General features: G+C 66.3%; 18 protein-coding genes. 9 read left to right on the top strand and 9 right to left on the bottom strand.

Annotated elements, in window-relative coordinates; all coding sequences use genetic code 11:
* Positions 1–142 precede the first annotated feature (142 nt).
* A complete protein-coding gene (locus APZ15_RS30365) occupies positions 143–562 on the top strand; it encodes a DoxX family protein (protein WP_027791849.1) in 420 nt (139 codons plus the stop codon).
* Positions 563–625: 63 nt separating this feature from the next.
* Positions 626–1,732 (top strand): porin, encoded by a 1,107-nt coding sequence (locus APZ15_RS30370; RefSeq protein ID WP_027791848.1) that lies wholly within the window; start codon positions 626–628, stop codon positions 1,730–1,732.
* An 89-nt stretch (positions 1,733–1,821) separates the two neighbouring features.
* Here the strand turns inward: APZ15_RS30370 and APZ15_RS30375 are convergent, their stop codons facing one another.
* From APZ15_RS30375 to APZ15_RS30385, 3 genes are all read right to left on the bottom strand, one after another.
* Complete coding sequence (locus tag APZ15_RS30375; RefSeq protein ID WP_027791847.1) at positions 1,822–2,364, bottom strand: cysteine hydrolase family protein; 543 nt, start codon at positions 2,362–2,364, stop codon at positions 1,822–1,824.
* A gap of 232 nt (positions 2,365–2,596) precedes the next feature.
* Positions 2,597–3,916, bottom strand: a complete 1,320-nt coding sequence (locus tag APZ15_RS30380) for an MFS transporter (RefSeq protein ID WP_027791846.1) — start codon at positions 3,914–3,916, stop codon at positions 2,597–2,599.
* A 44-nt stretch (positions 3,917–3,960) separates the two neighbouring features.
* Positions 3,961–5,145, bottom strand: coding sequence for a M20 aminoacylase family protein (locus tag APZ15_RS30385; RefSeq protein ID WP_027791845.1), 1,185 nt, complete (start codon positions 5,143–5,145; stop codon positions 3,961–3,963).
* Positions 5,146–5,327: 182 nt separating this feature from the next.
* On the opposite strand from APZ15_RS30385, the gene APZ15_RS30390 reads away from it, so the two are divergent.
* Positions 5,328–6,230 (top strand): LysR substrate-binding domain-containing protein, encoded by a 903-nt coding sequence (locus APZ15_RS30390; RefSeq protein WP_027791844.1) that lies wholly within the window; start codon positions 5,328–5,330, stop codon positions 6,228–6,230.
* A 209-nt stretch (positions 6,231–6,439) separates the two neighbouring features.
* Positions 6,440–6,760, top strand: coding sequence for a pyrimidine/purine nucleoside phosphorylase (gene ppnP, locus APZ15_RS30395; RefSeq protein WP_006478890.1), 321 nt, complete (start codon positions 6,440–6,442; stop codon positions 6,758–6,760).
* Between the two features lie 84 nt (positions 6,761–6,844).
* Here ppnP and APZ15_RS30400 read toward each other — a convergent pair whose 3' ends face one another.
* The 5 genes from APZ15_RS30400 to APZ15_RS30420 form a co-directional block, all read right to left on the bottom strand.
* Positions 6,845–7,180 carry a hypothetical protein gene (locus tag APZ15_RS30400; RefSeq protein WP_021162025.1) on the bottom strand — a complete coding sequence of 112 codons (336 nt, stop codon included), beginning with the start codon at positions 7,178–7,180 and terminating at the stop codon, positions 6,845–6,847.
* Between the two features lie 409 nt (positions 7,181–7,589).
* Positions 7,590–8,714 carry an ISAs1 family transposase gene (locus APZ15_RS30405; RefSeq protein ID WP_049098614.1) on the bottom strand — a complete coding sequence of 375 codons (1,125 nt, stop codon included), beginning with the start codon at positions 8,712–8,714 and terminating at the stop codon, positions 7,590–7,592.
* A gap of 206 nt (positions 8,715–8,920) precedes the next feature.
* Complete coding sequence (locus APZ15_RS30410) at positions 8,921–10,708, bottom strand: chloride channel protein (protein WP_027791843.1); 1,788 nt, start codon at positions 10,706–10,708, stop codon at positions 8,921–8,923.
* Between the two features lie 20 nt (positions 10,709–10,728).
* Complete coding sequence (locus APZ15_RS30415) at positions 10,729–11,142, bottom strand: MarR family winged helix-turn-helix transcriptional regulator (RefSeq protein WP_027791842.1); 414 nt, start codon at positions 11,140–11,142, stop codon at positions 10,729–10,731.
* 132 nt (positions 11,143–11,274) lie between these two features.
* Positions 11,275–12,450: an HPP family protein gene (locus APZ15_RS30420; RefSeq protein ID WP_027791841.1), complete on the bottom strand. Its 1,176-nt coding sequence runs from the start codon at positions 12,448–12,450 to the stop codon at positions 11,275–11,277.
* 364 nt (positions 12,451–12,814) lie between these two features.
* On the opposite strand from APZ15_RS30420, the gene APZ15_RS30425 reads away from it, so the two are divergent.
* The 5 genes from APZ15_RS30425 (at position 12,815) to APZ15_RS30440 (ending at position 17,389) form a co-directional block, all read left to right on the top strand.
* A complete protein-coding gene (locus APZ15_RS30425; protein WP_027791840.1) occupies positions 12,815–13,783 on the top strand; it encodes a LysR family transcriptional regulator in 969 nt (322 codons plus the stop codon).
* 101 nt (positions 13,784–13,884) lie between these two features.
* Positions 13,885–14,793: a LysR family transcriptional regulator gene (locus APZ15_RS30430; RefSeq protein WP_027791839.1), complete on the top strand. Its 909-nt coding sequence runs from the start codon at positions 13,885–13,887 to the stop codon at positions 14,791–14,793.
* Between the two features lie 286 nt (positions 14,794–15,079).
* Entirely contained in the window at positions 15,080–15,325 is a 246-nt protein-coding gene (locus tag APZ15_RS41345; protein ID WP_124839794.1) for a hypothetical protein, read from the top strand.
* 136 nt (positions 15,326–15,461) lie between these two features.
* Positions 15,462–16,235: a hypothetical protein gene (locus APZ15_RS30435; RefSeq protein ID WP_027791838.1), complete on the top strand. Its 774-nt coding sequence runs from the start codon at positions 15,462–15,464 to the stop codon at positions 16,233–16,235.
* Positions 16,236–16,255: 20 nt separating this feature from the next.
* Entirely contained in the window at positions 16,256–17,389 is a 1,134-nt protein-coding gene (locus APZ15_RS30440; protein WP_027791837.1) for a transporter substrate-binding and LysM peptidoglycan-binding domain-containing protein, read from the top strand.
* A gap of 90 nt (positions 17,390–17,479) precedes the next feature.
* Here the strand turns inward: APZ15_RS30440 and APZ15_RS30445 are convergent, their stop codons facing one another.
* Positions 17,480–18,568 carry a calcium:cation antiporter gene (locus tag APZ15_RS30445; RefSeq protein ID WP_027791836.1) on the bottom strand — a complete coding sequence of 363 codons (1,089 nt, stop codon included), beginning with the start codon at positions 18,566–18,568 and terminating at the stop codon, positions 17,480–17,482.
* Positions 18,569–18,931: the final 363 nt, after the last annotated feature.

Below are 18,931 nucleotides of genomic sequence, written 5' to 3' on the forward strand. Positions count from 1 at the left end.
GCACAGCACATCGGGTTGTTGCCCGATGCCGGTTGTTGCAGAGCGGGACGGGTGGCGCAGGCGGCCGCCCGTCCTGGTTCATTCGCAATCCGGTGCGCCGGGCGTATTTGCGCCATGCGCATCGCTTTCGTTGATCGACACCATGACACCGAATCAACCGTTTCTCGCGTCCCAGCGCGATGTGCTGCTGCTGCTTGCCCGGATCCTGCTCGTGATCCTGTTCGTGATGTTCGGCTGGAAGAAGATCGTCGACTTCCCCGGTACCATCGCGTTCATGGGTTCGGAAGGCGCGCCCGCGCCGATCATTTCCGCCGCGATCTCCGTCGTGATGGAGCTGTTCGTCGGGGTCGCGATCCTGGTCGGCTTCCAGACGCGCGCGCTCGCGCTGCTGCTGGCGCTCTATACGATCGGCACCGGCATCATCGGCCATCACTACTGGACGATGACGGGCGGCGAGCAGATCAACAACATGATTCATTTCTACAAGAACATCGCGATCTCCGGCGGCCTGCTGGCGCTTTGCGCGGCGGGCCCCGGACGTTTCTCGATCGATCGCGGATAAACGGACCCGGGGCGCGCGCATGGGGCGCGCGCTGGAAGGTCGAGACTCCGAGGGGGCATCATTTTGCGACTCAAACATTTCGCATGGCTGATCGCGGCCGCCACACCGGCGGCCGCTTTTGCTCAGACGAGCGTGATGCTGTACGGCCGCATCGACGGCGGCATCGAATACCTGAACCACATCGCGCAGCCGAACGGCGGCAGCGCGACCCGCTGGAGTGCCGAAGGCGGCGACTGGGGCACCAGCATGTTCGGCTTGAAGGGCTTCGAGGATCTAGGCGGCGGGCTGTCGACGGTCTTCAACCTGGAGACCGCGTTCCAGGTGATGAACGGCACGACGGGCGGCGGGCGCATGTGGTCGCGGCGCGCGTATGTCGGGCTGAAGAGCGACACGTGGGGCCAGCTGCAGGCCGGCCGAAACCTGTTCATCGACAGCGACGGGGTGTGGGAATTCGACCCGTTCGTCCAGCAGGCGTTTTCGTCGGCATCGCTCGTGCGCGGCCGCAACTGGCAGCAGACCAGCAACAACATCGAATATCACAGCCCCGTGATCGGCGGCTTCGACGTGCAGGCGCAATACGCGTTCGGCAACCAGTCGCGCGGCTTCAACTATGGAGCGGCCGACGATTTCGGCCGCTCGGACGGGATCATGATCTCGTACCACTCGCCGGTGCTCGACGTGCGCGGCATCTACGACGAGCTGCGCGACAACAACGGCAAGTTCAGCAACATCTTCACCGCGTCGCGCGAATATTTCGTCGGTGCGAACGTCAAGGTGTCGAAGTTCAAGATCCAGGGCGCGTATACGCACTATCAGGCGCCGGACAGCCCGGCCGGGGTGGCCGATCGCGCCGATCACTACTGGCTCGGTGCGACCTACACCGCGACGCCGCAATGGGCCGTGACGGGCGGCGGTTACTACGTGAAGGTGGGCGACGGCGGCGGCGACGCGTCGCACGATCCGTCGGGGCACGCGATGATGTACGTGCTCGGCACCACGTACAACCTGTCGAAGCGCACGTTCCTGTACGGCACGGTCGCGTATGTGCGCAACGGCGGCAACTCGAACTTTTCGCTGCTCGCGACGCCGCGCGACGCGACGTCGGGTACGAGCCCGATGACGGGCGAGTCGCAGACGGGGGCGTATGTGGGGATGATGCATACGTTTTGAGCGGCGAAGGTATACGCCTTGCACGCAACAACGCACGGACGGTTGCTGCCCGTGCGTTGTTGCTTTGACGGCGGCGTGACCGGTGCCGGTCAGAACACGCATGCGTCGGTCGTGGTGAGCGTCGCGAACGGGCCTCCAAGCGTCGCATTGTGATGCGCGATGATCCGCTCGGCCGGCAGTTCGGGCGTATCCATGCAGGTATGCCCGTCGGTCACGAGCACCGCACGAAAACCATGATCTGCGGCCGCACGGCACGCCGTGTCGACGCAGTACTGCGTCTTCATCCCCGCAATCACGATCTCGCCGATGCCGGCCGCATGCAGCCATGCGGCGAGCGGCGTGCCGGTGAAGCAGCTCGACTGCGTCTTGGCGAACACGGTATCGCGTGCGGCATCGATTGCGAGTTCAGGCAGCAGTGCGGTCAGCGGCGAGTCGGGCGCGATCGGCGAACCGGCGGGGCCGGTGTGCCGCACCGCGAATACCGGTGCACGGGCTTCATGCGCGCGGTCGATCAACCGGTTGATGTTCGCGAGCACACGTTCGCCGTCGTACGGCCGCTCGGGGCCGTGATACAGGCCGATCTGCATGTCGACGACGAGCAGTGCGCGTTTCGGGGAAGAGGCTTCTGGCATGGCGTTTCTCCTGAGTGACCGATACGGACGGAGAAACGACAAGACCCCGTCCGGAACCGGCGGGGCCTGTGAGGAATCGTGGCGCTACGACCTTGCGCGCACTCGCCGCACGAGCCCGCCGAAGGCGGTCGTGCGCGTCGTGGTCGAGGAGGCGGTCGTGGTGTGGCGCATGGAGCGATCATGCCCGATGCTCACGCACTGCGTCAATCGCGCATCCGGCATCGCCCACCGGTCAGTCGAGTGCCTTCCCGGCCTTCTCGTCCATGCAGCGGATGGCGAGCAGCGTGAACGCACCGCACCCAATCGCATACCACGCCGGCGCATTCGGATTGCCGGTTGCCGCGATCAGCCACGTGACGAAAAACTGCGCGAAGCCGCCGAAGATCGCAACGCCCACGCTGTACACGAGTGCGCCGCCCGTCGCGCGCACCGCACGCGGGAACAGCTCGCCGAGCATCGCACCCGTCGCGCCGATGTTGATCGCGTGCACGATCGACAGCGCGGCGATGATCGACAGCAGCGATGCGGCGCCCGGCCAGCGGTTCAGCGCGATGAACGCCGGGTAGATCGCGGCCATCAGCGCGATGCGCGTCCACCAGACGATCCGGTTGCGCCCGTAGACGTCGGACAGGTGGCCGCCGATCGGCGTCACGAGCATCAGGATTGCGCCCGCGACGCAGCCGGCCGTCATCGACAGCCAGGTCGGCAGATGCAACACCTGCACGCCGTAGATCGCCATGTAGAACACGATGATGTAGTGGATCGACGTGCCGCCGATCGTCACGCCGAGGCCCGCGAACACGGCCTTGCCGTGATGGCGCAGCACGTCCGCGAGCGGCAGCGATGCGACCGGCTCGTCGTGCGTGGCGGCGGGCGCGGCGGCCGGCACTTCCTCGACGGTGCGTCGCAGCCAGTAGCCGAGCGGCACGAACAGCGTGCCGATGATGAACGGGACGCGCCAGCCCCAGCTTTCGAGCTGCGCGGCATTGAGCGTCGACGTCAGCGCGACGCCGGTCAGCGCACCGGCGAGCGCGGCGAGTCCCTGGCTCGAGAACTGGAACGATGCGTAGAAGCCGCGACGATGCTGCGGCGCCTGTTCGAGCAGCAGCGTGGTCGACGCGCCGACTTCGCCGCCCGACGCGAACCCTTGCAGCAGGCGCGCGAGCACGAGCAGCAGCGGGGCGGCGAGGCCGATCTGCGCGTAGGTCGGCGCGACGGCGATCGTCGCGGTGCCGAGCGCCATCAGCAACAGCGTGAGGATCATCGCCTTCTTGCGGCCGGCGCGGTCGGCATACATGCCGATCACGAGCCCGCCGAGCGGGCGCGTGACGAAGCCGACACCGAAGCTCGCGACCGCGAGCATCAATTGCCCGAACGACGAATGCACGGGAAAGAACAGCTTGCCGATCAGGATCGCGAAGAAGCTGTAGACCGTGAAGTCGTAGAACTCGAGCGCGTTGCCGACGGCGGCGGCCGCGATCAGCCGGCGTTTCTTCGCGGCGGCGCGAGCATCGACCGGCGTGCCGGCGAGCGAAAGGGCGGACGTTTCCATGTGGGGTTCCCCCGGTTGGCGCGAAACGATGGGATGAAGGGCCGTCAGGCCGCGAGCCAGGCTTCGGCGATGCGAACCCAGTAGCTCGCGCCGATCGCGAGAATGTCGTCGTTAAAGTCGTAGCCGGGGTTGTGCACCATGCAGCCGCCCTTGCTGCCGATCCCGTTGCCGATGAATGCGTAGCAGCCGGGGCGCGCTTCGAGCATGAACGCGAAATCCTCGCTGCCCATCAGCGGCGCGGCGTCGGTTTCGACACGCTCGGCGCTGAGCATCTGGCGCGCGATGTCGGCCGCGAATGCAGTCGGCTCCGCGTGATTGACGAGCACCGGGTAGCCGTAGTCGTAGTCGACTTCCGCCGTGACGCCGAAGCTCTCCGCCTGGCCTTTCGCGAGCCCTTCGATGCGGCGCGCGAGCAGTGCGCGCACGTCGGCGTTCAGTGCGCGCACCGACAGCTTCATCACGACGGTTTCGGGAATGATGTTGAAGGTCTCGCCGGCCTGCACGCTGCCGACCGTGATCACGGCCGCATGCTGCGCATCGACCTCGCGCGCGACGATCGTCTGCAGCGCGACCATGATGCTGCCCGCGGCCGACATCGGATCGCGCGCGAAATGCGGCATCGCGCCGTGGCCGCCGACACCGCGCAGCGTGATCGTCACACGGTCGGCTGACGCCATCGCGGCGCCGGTGCGGAAGGCCATGTCGCCGGCCGCGCGGCCCGGCATGTTGTGGATCGCGAAGATCGCGTCGCACGGGAAACGGTCGAACAGGCCGTCGTCCATCATCGCCTTCGCGCCGCCGAAGTTTTCCTCGGCCGGCTGGAAGATCAGGTTCAGCGTGCCGGAGAACTGGCGCGTCGCCGCGAGGTGGCGCGCCGCGCACAGCAGCATCGCGGTGTGGCCGTCGTGGCCGCACGCATGCATCTTGTTCGCATGGCGGCTCGCGTACGGCAGGCCGGTGGCTTCCGCGAGCGGCAGTGCATCCATGTCGGCGCGCAGCCCGACCGTGCGTGTGCCTTGCCCTTCGCGCAGCACGCCGACCACGCCCGTCTTGCCGATGCCGCGATGCACGTCGTAACCCCAGCCGGCGAGCAGCTCGGCGACGAGGTCGCTCGTGAGCGTTTCCTCGAATGCGAGTTCGGGGTGAGCGTGGATGCGACGACGCACCTCGACCAGCTCGGGCGCGATCGCGGCGATACCGGGGATGACGGGGTTCACGGCTTGCAGCATGGTCTCTCCTGTGGGGCGGCTGGGGCGTTTGACGCACATATGACGAGCAAGCATATAAATTTCTTTTGCGTACCAGAAGCTGATAAATTGCTTTGGTGCTCACCACCGGTTGCCGCTCGGGAATACCCTGAGCCCGTGTGTGCCATGCAGCACAGGGTTTCCACGGATCACGCGTCGCCGCCATGAAATACCATCAGCTGAAAGCGTTCGTCACCGTCGCGGAAGAGGGGAGCATTCGCGCGGCCGCGCGGCGCCTGAACGTGTCGCCGGCGGCACTGACGAAGGCGGTCAAGGAGCTGGAGATCGCGCTCGGCGTGTCGCTCGTCGTGCGCACCGCGCGCGGCGTCCAGCTCACCGCGTTCGGCCAGCAGTTGCAGGTGCGCGCGCGGCTGATCGTCGCCGAAATGCAGCGCGCCCGCGACGACATCGAGCAGGCGCAAGGGGCGATGACGGGCTCCGTCGCGGCGGCGGTCACGCCGGCCGCCGCGGTGACGATCCTGCCCGATGCGTTTCGCGCGTTCCGGCGGCGTTTTCCGGTGGCGCGCGTCAGTATCGTCGAAGGGTTTCCGGGCGTCGCGCTGCCGCGGTTGCACGACGGCTCGCTCGATTTCGCGGTGGCCGTCGTCGTGCCCGAACTGCTGGCCGCCGAGTTCGATCACGCCGAACTGTATTCGAGCCGTTCGCTGATCGTCGCGCGCAAGGGGCATCCGCTCGCATCGGCCACGTCGCTCGCCGATCTCGTCGAAGCCGACTGGCTGATGAATCCGTCGCCCGAAAGTTCGACGCAGGTGCTGTTCAATTCATTCGTCGCCTACGGGTTGCCGGTGCCGGCGCGCGTCGTCGAATGCCCGAGCTTCGGGCTCGCGCGCAGCCTGATGATGGGCTGCGACCTGATTGCCTCGATGCCCGAGCAGCTGCTGCAGGGCGAGTGGGCGCGCGACCAGTTCGCGGTCCTGCCGATCCGCGAGCGGTTGCCGGCCGTCTCGGTGCAGGTCATCACGCGTCGCGACAGCCCGCTGACGCCGGCAGCGGCGATGCTGCTCGATTGCCTGCGCGATTCCGCGAGGCGCAAGGGGCTGCTGTGAACCTGCGCCCGCGGGCAGCGACCGTCGTTGCGTCGTTATCCTGACGATCGGGCGTGCGGCGTTGCCGTCGCCCGGCGGGCACCTGGCTTGCGCAGCGGGCACGTCATTGCGGCGTCTGCCGCGCGAGCCGGTATCATAGCGGCCGGCCCGCCGCTCCGGCCGGCCTCCAACCACATCGCCATCCGGCATCCAGCAATCAGAGGCATTTCATGACCAGTGCAACCCAATTCGACAACGTATCGGTCGTCAAGCGCGCGAACGTCTATTTCGACGGCAAGTGCGTGTCGCATACCGTGCTCTTCCCGGACGGCACGCGCAAGACGCTCGGCGTGATCCTGCCGTGCGCGCTCAACTTCGGCACCGATGCGCCCGAATTGATGGAAGTGCAGGCCGGCAAGTGCCGCGTGAAGCTCGACGGCAGCAGCGAATGGCAGACCTACGGCGCCGGCGAATCGTTCTCGGTGCCGGGCAAGAGCCGTTTCGACATCGAAGTGCTCGAGACGCTCGATTACGTCTGCAGCTACCTGTAAGACGCGCGCAGCAAAAGAAAAGCCCCGCCGAAGCGGGGCTCGTCACAAGCGGATGGCGCAAGGCCATCCGGAGCGCCTGTTCTCTTACAGGCAGGCGTTGATGTCGCCGGCCGACGATGCGTCGCCGCCGCGGAAACCGACCCACGTCTTTGCATTCGCGGCGTTGGCCGGGCGCACGACGGCCGCGGCGCCGTTCGGCGGCTGCTGACCCGGCGCATACACGGCCATGGCGAGGCCGTTCGCGAGTTCATACTGCGACGTCACTTGTTGCTGCGACTTGTCGGCCCAGGTCTTGGCGATGCATTGCGCGACCTGATCGGCGGGTTTCTGGCTTTGTCCCACGTTTTGGAGGGCAGAATCGGCTGCATGAGCAGAAAATGCCACGGTCAATGCGATGAGCGGTAAGTATTTCGCGTTCACGTTATCTCCCTCGAGTCGTGATTGATTGAGTGGGATGCGCAGCAGGACTGCGTGCAAGTGAGATCGCATCGAACAAGCACGGTTCCGGCTATTCCGAAACAAGTTGTTAACGCGCTTGCCAAATGGCGACTCCGATGCTGTGCACTTTGCTGCGGCACGGCATGCATCGTGTGCGGTTCGACGTCATGCGCGACGTGGTCCGCGCGCTGCCCGGTCATGTGGTGAAGTGATGGTCGCGGCGAGCGGCATGCATGTGCATGCCGTGCCGCAACTCTTTATTTGATCGCGCAGTGGAATGGCTGATTGATGGCCCCGTCGCATGAGCACCATGATGACAAACTTTCGGCCGTCGAATTGTTAACCAACTTTAAACAGGGAAAGCGACGGCAGGGCAATCGCATGAAGGGGCTTACCAGCCAAGGAGTTGAGCGCGATAGTTGTCGCTGGTGGCGGCCTTGAGCCGGCGGATCTTGAGGCCCGCCTTGGTTTGCGTGTCCTTGCGCAGCAGGTTCATCGTAATGCGGCGCAGAATTGCAAAGTTCTGCGCCGCATGTTCGACCCGCACCCTGCATTGATCTTCGCCGAACGCCACGTCGAGCACCCAGTGCATCGAGTTCTCGATCCGCCAGTGCGAGCGTACGGCGTGTGCAATGCGCGTTGCATCGGCGGGCAGGCTGCTCACGTAATATCGGCGCTCGACCGACACCGTCTCGCCGATCTCACGCGTGGCCTCGACCATAGCGATCGAGCGCATGCCCGGCCAGAGCGCGGCCGCGCGCCATGTGTTCATCACATCACTGACCAGGCAACGACGTGTTTCGATCCGGCCGTGGTCCTTCTCGACCTCCCGATATTCACTCGAACAGTCCCATCGGTCATCGGATGCAAGACGGTCGATGGCTTCGAGCGTGGTGCGAACTTCCACCAGCAGCGTCGGCTGGTTTTCCTTGACCGCCAGCACGTAGTCGGCTCCGCTCGTGACGAGTTGGCGAGCAATCGCCTGCTGGCAGCCCATGGCGTCGATCGTTACGATTGCACCCTTGAGCAGTAGTGCATCGAGCAGTTCCGGAATCGCCGTGATCTCGTTACTCTTGTCGGCCGTGCGCACCTGCCCCAGTACAACGCCCAGGCCGCTTCCAAAGGCCGAAACAAGGTGGATGGCACGCTCCCCATTGCGATGCGAGCCACGCACCGTCTTGCCGTCGATCGCGATGACCTCGCCGGACAAGGTTGGAAACGCACCGCTCATCCAGCGCGTGAAGCACGCCTCGAACTGACGTGGGTTCAGGGCCGCGAACACCCGTCCAAACGTGTCGTGGGACGGGATGCCGTTGCGCAGCGGCACGTAGCCGCGTAGCCACTCCAGTTTCTCTTCACCCCAGATCTGAATGGCTACCCAGCTATCCGCTCCCGAGAGAATCGCGCACAGCGCCACCACCAGCATCTCTGACAGGTCGTGCGCAGGCGTTCGGCTGCGCGGATCGCGTAACTCGCCGAACGCGTCTTCGATGCTCAAGGCTTGCGTTTCCTCCATCCGATGCCTCCGCAAAAGATAGTAGTAAACGCTTGATTCGCCTCGGTTTACAACCCCGCGCGTAACTCCTTGATTGTTAACGCCCCTTCATGCGATTGCCCTGAAAGCGACGGAATGCGAGGCGGCACGCGACGGGCGTGCCGCGTCGTGCGCAGAGGTGACGAGAGCGGGTTGTGCGCGGCGAGGGTGCCGCGCGGCGCGGTGGATCAGCCGGCCTTGCGCGTGCCGATGTCGCGCAGGTTGGCCGGGACGATCGGGCGGAAGCGTTCGCGTTTCTGTTCGTCGTCGAAGTGCTGCAACGCGGGCTTGATGAGGTCGCTGCGCGATACGATGCCCGTGATGCGCATCGATTGCTCGTCGGCGACGACGGGCAGGCGCTCGAGCCCGAGCATCGCGAGTCGCGATGCGACGACGCGGCACGATTCGTGCGCTTGGGCAACCGCCGGCGCACGATTGGCGAACGCGCGCGAGATCGGCGTGTCGGGTGCAGCCTGTGCGCGCTGCGCATCGAGCGTCGCGCGATCGACGAGACCGAGCAGGCGCCCGTTCTGCACGACCGGGTACGCACGGTGCTTCTGCTTCGCGCCGAAGTACTGCGACTCGACGGCATCGAGCGTCGCCGCGCCGTCGATCGTGACGAGCAGGTCGGCGGACGTCATCACTTCGCCGATGTCGTGCCGCTCGAGCGGATCGACGCCGTATTCGCGATAGATGTGATAGCCGCGGCGTGCGATCTTTTCCGTCATGATCGAGCGTTTCATCACGATGGTTGCGAAGCCGTGCGCGACGAGCGTCGCCGCGAGCAGCGGCAGCAGCGCGTTCGCGTCATGCGTGAGGCCGAACGCGAACACGATCGCGGTGAGCGGGGCGCCGAGCGTTGCGCCGAGGGTCGCGGCCATGCACACGAGCGGCCACAGTGTCGGGTCGCCGCCCGGCAACATCGGCGACAGCACGGTGCCGAGGCCGGCGCCGAGCATCAGCAGCGGAGCGAGCACGCCGCCCGACGTGCCCGAGCCGAGCGCGATCACCCACGTCACGGCTTTCACTAGCAGCAGCGCGAGCGCGATCTTCAAGGCGATGTGCTGGTGCAGCAGGTCGCCGATCACGTCGTAGCCGACGCCGAGCGCGCGCGGTTCGAGCCAGCCGCCGATGCCGATCACGATCGCGCCGAGCGCGGGCCACCACATCCAGTGCACCGGCAGCTTCGCGAAGGTGTCCTCGACGCGGTACAGCGCGGCCGACAGCCCGCATGCGAGCAAGCCCGACAGCAGGCCCGCGACGATGCACGACAGCAGCGCGACGGGCGTCGGCGCGGCCGTCGTCAGCGGAAACAGCGGATCGACGCCGAAGAACACGGCGCGGGCGAAACCCGCCACCGCGCATGCCAGTGCGACCGGCAGGAAACTGCGCGGACGCCATTCGAACAGCAGCAGTTCGACCGCGAGCAGCACGGCGGCGACCGGCGTGCCGAACACGGCCGTCATGCCGGCGGCCGCGCCGGCGACGAGCAGCGTCTTGCGCTCGGCGGCAGTGACGTGCACGCACTGCGCGATCAGCGAGCCGAGCGCGCCGCCCGTCATGATGATCGGGCCTTCGGCGCCGAACGGGCCGCCGCTGCCGATCACGACGCCGGACGACAGCGGCTTGAGGATCGCGACCTTCGGCGACATGCGGCTCTTGCCGAACAGGATCGCCTCGATCGCCTCAGGAATGCCGTGGCCGCGGATCTTTTCCGAACCGAAGCGCGCCATCAACCCCACGATCAGCCCGCCGATCACCGGCACCACGATCACCCACGCGCCGAGCGTGTTGTTCGCGGGCGAGCGGTCGACGAACGAGAACTGCTGAAAGAAGAACAGGTTCGTGAACAGATGGATCAGGCTCAACAGCACGAACGCGGCAAGCGTGCCGAGCAGGCCGATCCCGGCGGCAAGCAACGCGATCCCGGGCAGGCGTTCGTTGGTCGAGAAATCGCGTTTGTGTGGTGCATTCATCGGCGTGGAAAAAGCATGGGTCAGTAATCGATCTGCGGAACCTGGAACGCGTCCTTGAGCGACTTCAGCTCGGCGCGATGCATGGCCGCGAGGCGGGCGAGCAGCGTCTCGCCGGCCGGCTCGAGATGAACCTCGACCTGCCGGCGATCCGCTTCGCTCGTCTTGCGCTTCACGAGGCCGAGCGCTTCGCAGCGCGTGACCAGCGCGACGACTCCGTGATGCTGCGCCTGCAGGCGTTCCGCGAGTTCGCCGATGGTCGCCCATTCGCGATGCGGGTAGCCCTTGATGTGCAGCAACAGCAGGTATTGCAGCGGCGTCACGCCCTCGCTTTGCGCGGCGCGCTCGGAGAAGCGCTCGAAGCGGCGCATCTGGTAGCGGAACTCGGACAGTTGCTGGAAATCGCTTTTCGTCAGCGCGCGTCGGGTATCGTTCATCGGAGGCGGTCGATCAGTCGGTTACGGTAGCGTGAAATATATCACAACATGATATAAATGGCCGAATTCGTGCGGATAGGATGCACTCCGCGTTGCACCGGCCGCTACATGGCGTTACGAGCGCGGCATACGTCAGGCAGCCTCGAGCATTTGCGTCTGCCGATAAAGGCCCGTGACGAGATCCGTCTGGGTAATGATCCCGACGAGCCGGTGCGATTCATCGACGACCGGAATGTGGTGGTGGCCCGAATGCGTCAACAGCGGGACGAGCGCGGTGATCGGCATCGTTTCCGGCACGCACGCGACGTCGCGTGTCATCACCGAGGCGACGCTCGCCGGCTGGCCGCCGAACGATTGCGGCAGCCGCGCGGACAGGCGTTGCCACCACGGGGTCGGGCGGCGCAGCGGGCGCGTGAGGTCGGCGCGCGTGACGATGCCGGTCAGGCGGCCTTCGCCGTCGACGACGGGCAGCGCCTTCACGCGATGGCGGTCGAGCAGCGTGAGCGCGGTCATTACCGATGTCGACGGCGCGACTTCGATCGCATCCTTCGTCATCAGGTCGGCGCACAAGAGTTGGCCGAACGTGCGTGTGTAGGCCTGCATCTCGGTTTCGCGCAGCAGCGCTTCCAGGTCGTCCGGATCGACGTCGAGCCATTCGCTGCGGCGCTTGAGCACCGCGTCGAGGTCGCCGCGTGTGAAGCGGCCGCGCGCCGGTGCGGCGGCGCCCGCTTGCGGTTTCGCTTCGGGGCGCACGCCGCCGTGCGGGTAGCGGTGCCCGGTCAGCGTGTGATAGGCGAGTGCGGCGGACAGCAGGATGGCCGATTGCAGCGCGATCGGCTCCAGCACGAAGCTGAACCCGAGCGAATGGATCGCGGGGCCGCCGACCACGGCCGTGAGTGCGACGGCGCCCGACGGCGGGTGCACGCAGCGCAGCGCGAACATGCCGCCGATCGCGCACGCGATCGCGACCGCGGCGGCCGTGATCGGATCGGCGATCCATTGTGCGCAGGCGACACCGACCGTCGCCGCGACCAGATTGCCGCCGATGATCGACCACGGCTGCGCGAGCGGACTCGCCGGCACCGCGAACAGCAGCACGGCCGACGCGCCCATCGGCGCGACGAGCAGCGGCACGAGGCCCGGTACGCCAGGCAGCACGCGCATGGTCACGCCGACTGTCGCGATGCCGACGAGCGCGCCCGTGCACGAACGCAGGCGCTCGCGCCAGCCCAGCGACATCGGCTGGGGAATGAAGCTGTGCAGCCATTGCCGCAACGTGCGGCGCGACGAAGGGGAGCCTGACGACATGGACGGTAAGCGGTAAAGATGACAGCGCGGGCGCGCGCGGCGACGAGCCGCGAATTATATCGTGTTGTGATATAAATTGTCGCGCCGCATCAAGGCGGTGCATGTGCGCGACACGCATGTCTTGCAAAAACCTTTCATCCGATGAAAGTTTATGGTCGTGGCAATAGCGCAAATTTGTCTGTAGCGGCGTACAATTCGGGCCACTGAATCCCCCCTTCATGCCAGAACCACGTACGCGATGCCCGCTCTCCCGCCTTTCTCCCGGCACGGTGATCGATTCGACGTGGTTCGCGGCTGCGTTCCGTTCCCCACCTGACGCGAGCGCTGCCGACGCCTCCCCACTGACTCTCCCCAAGCTAATTCAATGGACATGCTCGAAAACATGCGCCTGTTCGTGCGCGTTGTCGAAGCCGGCAGTTTTACTGCGGTCGCGAAGGAAATCGACGCGACCACCGCGCAGGTGTCGCGCGCGGTTTCGAACCTCGAAGCGCACGTACAGACGCGCCTGCTGCATCGCACGACGCGCCACCTCGGCCTCACCGAAAGCGGCGAACGCTATTTCGAGCGCGCGAAATCGATCCTCGCGGAAATCGACTACGCGAACGCGGAGGCGCGCAACGCACTGCTGCGGCCGAGCGGCAAGATGCGCATCCACGCGATGACGGGGCTCGGGCAGAGTCATGTCGTGTCGTCGATCGTCCGCTACCAGGAGGACAACCCCGACGTGTCGGTCGAGCTGACGCTCGCGCAGCGGATGCCGAATCTCGTCGAGGAGGGTTATGACGTATCGATCGTGACGGCGTCGCAACTGCCCGATTCGGGCTACGTCGCGCAGACCTGCGGCACGAGCTGCAGCGTGCTCGTCGCGTCGCGCGAATACCTGGCGCGCCACGGCACGCCGCAGACGCCCGACGAATTGCCGAACCACGTGTGCCTGCGCCTCGACACGCCCGCATCGCCGGCCGGCGAATGGCGGCTCGAGCGCAGCGATGGCGAGGAGGCCATCTACGAGCTGCAGCCCGCGCCGTTCCAGGTCAACGTGCCGGACGCGCTGTGTGTCGCGGTGCGCGCCGGGCGCGGGATCGCGTGCGTCGCGCTGTATACGGTGCTCGACGACATCCGCGAAGGGCGGCTGATCCGCGTGCTGCCCGAGTATCGGCTGCAGACGGTGAGCGTGTATGCCGTCTACGCGACGCGTCGTTATCTCGATGCGAAGATCCGCACGTTCCTCGACCACCTGCGCACGACGCTCACGCCCGCGCTGGAGGACGACCTGCGCGAACTCGACCGGCTGACCACCGAACAGTCGCCCGGCGGCCGCAAGCGAGCTTGACGTCCTGCTAGGCCCGGGCCGTGCATCGGGTGCAATCGAGTATGGAAATCGTATCGATATCGGTCTAACGTCCAGAGACTATCGATCGATTCAAGAATTGCATGATTGAACTGCACCAGCTTCGCTGCTTCGTCGCGGTCGCCGAGGAGCTGCATTTCGGTCGCGCGGCCCGGCGGCTCTTCATGACCCAGCCGCCGCTCAGCCGGCAGATCCAGCTGCTCGAGCATGCGCTCGGCATCGCGCTGCTCGAACGCAGCAGCCGGCAGGTCAGCCTGACCGCGGCCGGCGAGCGGTTCCTGCGCGACGCGCGGCACATTCTCGAATTCTCCGCACGGGCCGAGCAGGCCGCGCAGCGCGTCGCGCACGGCGGCGCCGGCCGCATCACGCTCGGCTTCACGGCGGTCAGCGCGTACCGGATGATCCCGATGCTGCTGGCGCATGCCGCGCACGCGCTGCCGGACGTCGACGTCGAATTGCGAGAGATGGTGTCGACCGTGCAGATCGACGCGCTGGCGTCACGGATGCTCGACGCGGGCTTCGTGCGCCAGCGGGCCGCCCGCCAGCCGCTCGAATACCGGCTCGTGCAGCGCGAACCGATGCTGGTCGCGGTCGCGGAGGGGGCGCCGCTCGCCGCGTGCGAGCGCATCGGCCCCGACGATCTCGACCGGCAGCCGTTCATCGCGTATTCGCCGAACGAGGGGAAATACTTCCACGACCTGATCTCGGGCCTGTTCGCGAACGCGGGGCGGCTGCCGAACTACCTGCATTACGTCGGGCAGACGCATACGATCCTGGGCCTCGTGCGCGCGGGCCTGGGCGCCGCACTCGTGCCGGCGTCGGCGCGCGAACTGCATGTCGACGGCGTGGTGTTCCGGCCGTTGGCGGGCACCGACGTGGCGGCCGAGCTGTATCTCGCATGGCGCACGGACAACGACAATCCTGCGTTGCCGGTGTTCAACGCGATGGTCGAGCGGTTTCTCGCGCAGGAGCAGGGCGGCGCGGTGACGTGATGCGCCGGGGAATCCGCCCGGGCGATGTGACAAGCTTTCAGTCCGGAAGGGGGCGCATGCGATGACAAGCAATCCTGACCGAGCACGACGGGTCGCAGTCCTGCGAATCCTTACCGTACTGAAAGCCGTTTCGCTGCCGGTGTTCCAGCGGAGGAACGCAGCGCTTCGCTGCACTGCGACAACTGCTTGACGCTGCATGCCGGTCGGCGCAGGATACGTCCGTGCATTTGGAGCGGGACGCGCCGGCCGCGCGGTTCCTGCACCCGCGATACGCAGAAGAACAACGATGAGCCTTTACGCACTCGTACCGGAATACCGGCCCCGCGTCTGTCGGCCCGCCGGAACCACGCTTCTCCCGACGCCCGCCGCGTCACGTATCCGTCATCCCGTTTCGTACCGTGCCTCGGTACGCTTTCCCGTTCGCGCGCGAGCCGCGACGATGAACGGCGCCCGTCCGGCGCGCCGCATCGCGGCACCGTCCGCCATCCTTCATTACCGCATCCTGAACGGCGCCTACACCGGCGTCTCGTGACGCCCGTCGCGCCCGTCCTTGTATTGCGCCGCCGGCTTTGCCTGGCTGCCCGGCGGCACCGAAGTCCGAAGCATTTCGATTGAGCTTGAAAGAGCACACGCAAGCAGTTCGGTTCGAGGTTCAAGGAGAAAAACTCATGTCGCAGCTTTCGAATGAAGAAGCAAACGGCAGTTCGGGGAGTGGCAAGGTCAAGCTGGTCAAGTGGGCGATCATCATCGCCGGCGTCGCGATCGCGGCACCGGCCGCGCTGTTCATCCTGAAGGGGGTGATCGCGCTGGTCACGGCGGGCGTGATCGGTCTCGGCGCGATCTACTTGGCGCCGGTCGTCGCGATGAAGTTCGCGAACCAGAAGGTGAAGATGATCGTCGAGGAGGCGCAGGCGAATCCGATCGAGACGCTGATCAACCAGCTCGCGGAAAAGCGCCAGGCGGCACAGAAATTCGCGGACAGCATCACCGCGTTCCGTACCGAGGTGAAGAACTTCGAGAACAAGACGGAACTGTTCGAGAAGCAGTATCCGGACGACGCGCCGCGCTTCAGGCAGCAGCTCGATACGATGAAGCAACTGCTCTCGTTCCGCGAGGGGCGCTACAAGCAGGTGCAGGCCGAGCTGAAGAACTTCGCGTCGGCGATCGACCGCGCGAAGGCGATGTGGGACATGTCGCAGGCGGCGCAGCAGATGAACAAGCTCGCGGGCCGGCAGGCGTCCGACACGTTCGAGCAGATCAAGACCGACGTGGCCGTCGATTCGGTGATGCGCTCGGTCAACAAGGCGTTCTCCGAAATGGAGACGTCGCTGATGGATAACCCCGAGGTCAAGCAGGCGCAGCAGCAGGCGGTGGCGAACGCCCCGCACGCGCCCGGGCTCGATGCGGCGAACCCCGCGCAACTGCCGTCGAAACAACAATAACTTCCTGCAGGCACGCAACCATGAAAAAACTGCTTGGCGCCATCGCGTTTCTGGTAGTGCTCGTCGGCGTATGGATCGTTCATCAGGGCGGCCTGTCGACGCTGATTCCCGCGCATGACGCGGCCCCGGCCTCGACATCCGCGCAAAACGGCGACAGCGGCCAGGCGGCGCAGACGCCGCCGTCGGCCAGCGTGCTGCCGGCCGGCTTCACGCCGCAGGCCAGCACGCTGAAATCGATCGCGGAAAACGGCATCGTGCGGATCTCGGTGCAGAACCCGAGCGAACCGTTCTTCGGCGAGGACAAGGGCTCGCCGCACGGCTTCAACGTCGAGTTCGCGCGGCTGCTGTTCGCGGACCCGTCGTTCTCGCACGGCGGCAAGCCGGTCGTCGTCGATACGCGCCACGAGGTCGACACGTACCCCGGCGTGCCGAAACAACTGCTCGATACCGACGCGAAGGGGAACCACGTGGTCGACGTGGCGATGGACGGGCTGACGTTCCCGGACAACACGCCGGCAGGCGTCGTCTATTCGGTGCCGTACGTCGACGATTTCGGCTATTCGCTGATCGTGCGGCAAGGCTCCGCCATCCGCTCGACCGACGATCTCACGGGCAAGACGGTCGGCATCCTGAAGGGCGACCCGGACGTGCGTGCGTTCGTCACGCGCCAGTATCCGAACGTGAAATTCGTCGAAGTCGACGATTCCGATCCGGCATTCATCGCGAAGAGCATCGACGGCCATACGGTCGATGCGTTCATCTACGACTATCCGTTCGCGGTCAGCTCGATCAAGGGCACCGACCTGAAATTCGCGGTGACCAAGCTCGACGGCTCGAACATCGCGTACAAGATCGGCGTGCGCGCGGATGACCAGGATCTGCTGATCTACCTGAATGCCGCGATCGCGAAGCTCAAGCAGTCGCCGCAGTATCTCGAGCTGCTGCGCAAGTACTTCGTCAGCGACCAGGCGGTGACGACCGCGGCCGCGTCGGGCGAACACACGTACGTGGTGAAGGCGGGCGACACGCTGAACATGATCGCGGCGAGCAAGCTCGGCAGCGGCCAGCGCTATCGCGAGATTCAACGCCGCAACAACCTCGCCAACCCGAACCTGATCCTGGCGGGCCAGCATCTCGTGATTCCGGTGCGCTGACGGCGGCGTGAAGTGAACGAAAAGGAAGGGACGTGAAGGACGGCGCGCGGCCCGGCGGAGGTGATTCGCCGGGCCGCGCGCAGGTGGGCGTCAGTGGGTGATCGACAGGAACAGGTAGGCGGCGAACAGCGACAGGTGCACGACGCCGTGCAGCACCGTCGTGCGGCCCTGGCTGAGCGTCAGCGTGCTGACGAGCAGCGTCAGTGCCAGCAGCACGGTTTCCATCGGGCCGATGCCGAGCGTGAGCGGCTGGCCGACCCAGATGAACACGGCCGCGACGGTCGGGATCGTGAGCCCGATACTCGCGAGCGCCGACCCGAGCGCAAGGTTCATGCTGGTCTGCAGGCGATTCGCGCGTGCGGCGGTGACGGCCGCGAGCCCTTCCGGCAGCAGCACGAGCGCGGCGATCACGATACCGACCGCGGCTTCGGGCGCACCGAGCCGCAATACGGCATGCTCGACGGCCGGCGACAGCAGCTTCGCGAGCAGCACGACCGCGACGAGGCTCGCGAACAGCAGCAGCAGGCTGATCAGCGCGGTGCGGCTGCTCGGCGGCGCCGCGTGCACCGATTCGTTCGCGCTGTCGTGCGCGGTGAGAAAGTAGTCGCGGTGACGCACGGTCTGCACGAACACGAATGCGCCGTACAGCACGAGCGACGACACGCCGGCGAACGCGAGCTGCGATTTCGAAAAGAACGGGCCCGGTGCGGCGTTCAGGTAGTTCGGCATCACGAGCGACAGCACGGACAGGGAAGCCAGCACCGCGAGCGCCTTGCTCGCGCCGCGCCCCTGGAAGTCCTGCTCGCCGTGCTTCCATGCGCCGACCAGCAGGCAGATGCCGACGATACCGTTGCAGATGATCATCACGGCGGCGAACACGGTGTCGCGTGCGAGGCCCGATTTCTCGGGGCCGGCGCCGAGCATTACCGACACGATCAGCGCGACTTCGATGACGGTCACGGCGACCGCGAGCACGAGCGTGCCGAACGGTTCGCCGACCCGATGGGCGACGACTTCGGCGTGGTGGACGGCGGCGAACACGGCGCCGGCGAGTGCGGCGGCGAACACCGCGATGACGAGGCCTTCGGCCGGCACGACGCGCGACAGCGCGAGGACCAGCCATGCGGCAAGCGGGGCCACGAGGGTCCAGTGCGGGAGTTGGTTGGACGAGAGCGGCATGGAGGGTTTCCTTATGCGAGTGGCGGCGCGCGACGCGCCGTCACGGGTTGACGAAGCCCGGCCGTACTATCCGCCGAACGAGGATGATGAAACCGAAAGATGGCAGCACGCAACGGTGCTGCCCTGGGTTCGCCGCCGCGAGGCAGCGAGGGGCGCGGGCGGGCCGGAGCCCGTCGCGGGATGAAACGATTCGATGCGCCCGCCGCAAACCGCGAGGCGGGCGCGTGAGACGACGCGCGTGCCGGAGGCTCGGTTCCGACCCCGGAAGGGCGGCCGGCAATGGACGGCAGTGGCGGCGTGACACGCGGTTTCCCCCTGAAATCCGGTGGTTTGCCGGATTTTATCAGGCGTTCGGGGGTCGCT

Origin of the sequence: Burkholderia cepacia ATCC 25416 (genome assembly GCF_001411495.1) — a bacterium.
In the GTDB taxonomy this organism is placed as follows: domain Bacteria; phylum Pseudomonadota; class Gammaproteobacteria; order Burkholderiales; family Burkholderiaceae; genus Burkholderia; species Burkholderia cepacia.

Bases quoted from the DNA above. Each gene is read 5' to 3' on its own strand.
- APZ15_RS30365 (WP_027791849.1), top strand. From the start codon at position 143: ATGACACCGAATCAACCGTTTCTCGCGTCCCAGCGCGATGTGCTGCTG.
- APZ15_RS30375 (WP_027791847.1), bottom strand. From the start codon at position 2,364: ATGCCAGAAGCCTCTTCCCCGAAACGCGCACTGCTCGTCGTCGACATG.
- APZ15_RS30380 (WP_027791846.1), bottom strand. From the start codon at position 3,916: ATGGAAACGTCCGCCCTTTCGCTCGCCGGCACGCCGGTCGATGCTCGC.
- APZ15_RS30385 (WP_027791845.1), bottom strand. From the start codon at position 5,145: ATGCTGCAAGCCGTGAACCCCGTCATCCCCGGTATCGCCGCGATCGCG.
- APZ15_RS30390 (WP_027791844.1), top strand. From the start codon at position 5,328: ATGAAATACCATCAGCTGAAAGCGTTCGTCACCGTCGCGGAAGAGGGG.
- ppnP (WP_006478890.1), top strand. From the start codon at position 6,440: ATGACCAGTGCAACCCAATTCGACAACGTATCGGTCGTCAAGCGCGCG.
- APZ15_RS30405 (WP_049098614.1), bottom strand. From the start codon at position 8,714: ATGGAGGAAACGCAAGCCTTGAGCATCGAAGACGCGTTCGGCGAGTTA.
- APZ15_RS30410 (WP_027791843.1), bottom strand. From the start codon at position 10,708: ATGAATGCACCACACAAACGCGATTTCTCGACCAACGAACGCCTGCCC.
- APZ15_RS30415 (WP_027791842.1), bottom strand. From the start codon at position 11,142: ATGAACGATACCCGACGCGCGCTGACGAAAAGCGATTTCCAGCAACTG.
- APZ15_RS30420 (WP_027791841.1), bottom strand. From the start codon at position 12,450: ATGTCGTCAGGCTCCCCTTCGTCGCGCCGCACGTTGCGGCAATGGCTG.
- APZ15_RS30425 (WP_027791840.1), top strand. From the start codon at position 12,815: ATGGACATGCTCGAAAACATGCGCCTGTTCGTGCGCGTTGTCGAAGCC.
- APZ15_RS30430 (WP_027791839.1), top strand. From the start codon at position 13,885: ATGATTGAACTGCACCAGCTTCGCTGCTTCGTCGCGGTCGCCGAGGAG.
- APZ15_RS41345 (WP_124839794.1), top strand. From the start codon at position 15,080: ATGAGCCTTTACGCACTCGTACCGGAATACCGGCCCCGCGTCTGTCGG.
- APZ15_RS30435 (WP_027791838.1), top strand. From the start codon at position 15,462: ATGTCGCAGCTTTCGAATGAAGAAGCAAACGGCAGTTCGGGGAGTGGC.
- APZ15_RS30440 (WP_027791837.1), top strand. From the start codon at position 16,256: ATGAAAAAACTGCTTGGCGCCATCGCGTTTCTGGTAGTGCTCGTCGGC.
- APZ15_RS30445 (WP_027791836.1), bottom strand. From the start codon at position 18,568: ATGCCGCTCTCGTCCAACCAACTCCCGCACTGGACCCTCGTGGCCCCG.